Raw genomic sequence first — 2,900 nt, forward strand, 5'->3', positions numbered from 1 at the left:
CACGTGCCCGCCTCCGAGCAGGAACCGCTGCGCGCGGATGTGCAGCGGTTGCGCGGTGAACTCGACGAGGGCGTGGAGGGCTACCGCCACTTGGTCGCCGCAGCGGGACGCGCCGTCGCTGCCAGCGGAGGGCCGGAGCAGCGGCACGCCGTGCAGGACGCTTCGGACCGCTTGGCCGGGCTGGCGACCGCGCTGCTCGAGCTCGGGCGGGGCAGTGGCGATACCGGGCAGCCGCGGAATTCTTGAGCGCCCGCCGACCGGGTCCGCGCGGGCGCGGTGCCGCGGTCATGACTGCACGTCAGCACATGTGCATCACTTTTCACACTAATGACCCCGTGGCGGGTTGATTATGTGATGCCGAATAGTAATCTCCCCAGCGTCGCTACGTTACGTGGCAGCGCGTCCCCCGCGCCGGGGGACAGTCGGGGAGGAAGTTGTGGCGTTGTGGACCGTGCACGGCAACGGTCGTCACTTGGTGGACGAAGCGGTCGTGGGGTCCGAAGAACGCCTCAGCTGGCCGTTGACCATCGGATTCGGGCTCCAGCACCTGCTGGCCATGTTCGGCACCACCGCCCTGGTGCCCGCGCTGACCGGTTTTCCCGCCGCCACGACGTTCTTGTTCTCCGGCATCGGCACCCTGCTGTTCCTGGTGATCACCCGCAACCGGGTGCCCGGCTACCTCGGTGCCTCGTTCGCCTTCGTCGTGCCGATGGGCGCGGCCGTCGATCACGGCGGTGCCGGTCCGGGCGCGCTGCTCGGCGTGATCATGATCGTGGGGCTGGTGCTGGTCGCGTTCGGGATCGCGGTCAAAGCGCTCGGCGCGCGGCTGCTGGAATCGGCGATGCCCCCGGTGGTGACCGGGGGCATCGTGCTGATGCTGGGGTTGAGCCTGGCCGGGCAGACGGTGACGTCGTTCCGCGCGCAGCCGGTGCCCGCGGTGGTGACGCTGGTCGTCGTGGTGCTGGCGACGGTGCTCAGCCGCGGCATGTTGCGGCGGCTGGCGGTATTGCTCGGAGTGCTCGCCGGATGGGGCTGCGCCGGGCTCGCCGGCCAGGTGGACGCGGCACGGCTGCACGCGGTTGCCGATGCCGACTGGTTCGGGGTTCCGCAGGTGCTGAGCCCGCAGCTGCACCTGTCCGCGGTGCCGTTCGTGGCTCCGATGGTGCTGGTGCTGGCCGCCGAACTCGTCGGCAACGGCAAAGCGGTCGCGGCGATGAGCGGGCGCAACCTGGACGGGCACGTCGGCGACGCGCTGATCGGCGGCGGGCTGGCGAACTCGCTGGCCGGTTCCGGCGGCGGTTCGGCGTTGAGCAGTTACGCGCCGAACGTCGGCGTGATGGCCGCGGCGCGGGTGTACTCGACGGCGGCGTGCATGGTCGCGGCGGTGGGCGCGGTGCTGCTGGCGTTCTGCCCGAAGCTGCACGCGCTGATCGGCACGATTCCGCCGGGCGTGCTCGGCGGCGCGATGTTCGTGGTGGTCGGCGTGCTCGCGCTGGTCGGGGTGCGGATCTGGAGCGAAGCCGGAGTGGACTTCGCCGACCCGGTCAACCTGGCCGTGCTGGGCACCGCGCTGGTGGCCGGGGTGGGCGACCTGACGTTGTCGCTGGGCGCGCTGCGGATCACCGGGCTGGTGTGGGGTTCGATCGGGATCGTGCTGGTGTACCCGGTGCTGCGGAGCCTGGCCGACGCGGTGTCGGCGCACCGGGCGGAGATGCCCGGCGGCTGACTCACGGCTGGCAGCGCGGGCAGTGGTAGGCGACGCGTTCCTCGGTGCCCGCGCCCTGCTCGTCGCGCAGCACCGCGCTTGCGCAGCGCAGGCAGGTGCGGCGGCCGTAAACCCAGTGCTTCGCCTCGCGGCGCGGATCGCCGGTGGTGGCTTGTTCCGGGCGCCACGCGTTGCGCAGCAGCAGTTCGCGGCCCAGTTGCACCGCGCGGTCCGCATCCACCTCGCCCGCCGGGGTCCACGGCGAGCGGCGCAGCAGGAAGCACACCTCGGTCTGGTAGATGTTGCCGAGCCCGGCCAGCACGGATTGGTCCAGCAGCGCGAGACCGATCTCGCGCTCGGGGTCGGACCGCAGCCTGCGGACCGCTTCGGTGCGCATCGCCTCGTCCCAGTCCGGGGACAGCAGGTCCGGGCCGAGGTGGCCCACCAGCTCGTCCTCTTCGCCGGTGCGCAGCCATCGCAGATCGTGCAGGTTGAACCCGACCGCGGTCCGCTCCGGAACCGCAAGCAGCGCCCGCACCTGGTGCGCAGGCCGCCGCCAGCGGGCGCGCGGCGAGTACAGGTGCCAGGCGCCGTCCATCCGCAGGTGGCTGTGCAGCGTCCAGCCGCACTCGAACCGGGTGAGCAGGTGTTTGCCGATCGGGCGCACCTCGCGCACCACCCGGCCCGTGAGATCCAAAGTGGACAGACGAGGGTGCCGGAGTTCGCCGCGCACCAGCGCCCGGCCGGCCAGCGCCTCGTGCAGGCGGTGGCAGGTCAGGAACACCGTGTCGCCTTCCGGCAGGTCAGTCCTCCTGGAGCTCGTCGGCGTCGAGTTCCGCGTCGCCCGGATCGTCGGCCGCCGTCGCCTCGTCGATCGGTGGCTCGGCACCACGCCGCTGCCGCCCGGCGCGCAGCGTGCGCGCCAGCAGCAGGTTGAACCCGAGCGCGACCTCGCGCGCCCCCGGCGTGCCCCACTGGTGGATCGGCAGGCAAGCGCCCTGCGCCTGCTGCACCGCGAGCCGGTCCGGCAGCGCCACCGGCATCACCAGCGGCCCGAATATCTCCCGGAGCTCGTCGATCCGGAACTGGTGCTCGTGCGACCGCGGCCGCACCCGGGTGACCACCACACCCCGCCGTTGCAACCGCGGGTTGTTCTCCCGCGCGGCCAGCACCGCCTCGAACGCCCGCTGCACCC

Annotated in this window: 2 protein-coding genes and 2 pseudogenes; 2 read left to right on the forward strand and 2 right to left on the reverse strand. The window is 72.3% G+C overall.

Translation table 11 applies throughout. The features are described from left to right. A pseudogene (locus IJH84_RS13245) lies at positions 1-246 on the forward strand (hypothetical protein); the annotation flags it as partial. A gap of 190 nt (positions 247-436) precedes the next feature. Continuing rightward, positions 437-1,726, forward strand: a complete 1,290-nt coding sequence (locus tag IJH84_RS13250; RefSeq protein ID WP_295144679.1) for a solute carrier family 23 protein — start codon at positions 437-439, stop codon at positions 1,724-1,726. A 1-nt stretch (position 1,727) separates the two neighbouring features. Here IJH84_RS13250 and IJH84_RS13255 read toward each other — a convergent pair whose 3' ends face one another. Both IJH84_RS13255 and IJH84_RS13260 read right to left on the reverse strand, forming a co-directional pair. Then, positions 1,728-2,507, reverse strand: coding sequence for a DNA-formamidopyrimidine glycosylase family protein (locus IJH84_RS13255; protein ID WP_295144683.1), 780 nt, complete (start codon positions 2,505-2,507; stop codon positions 1,728-1,730). Position 2,508: 1 nt separating this feature from the next. Continuing rightward, positions 2,509-2,900 (reverse strand): annotated as a pseudogene (locus tag IJH84_RS13260) (ParA family protein); the annotation flags it as partial.

This window comes from Saccharopolyspora sp. (genome assembly GCF_017434145.1).
Taxonomy (GTDB): Bacteria; Actinomycetota; Actinomycetes; order Mycobacteriales; family Pseudonocardiaceae; genus Saccharopolyspora_C; species Saccharopolyspora_C galaxeae.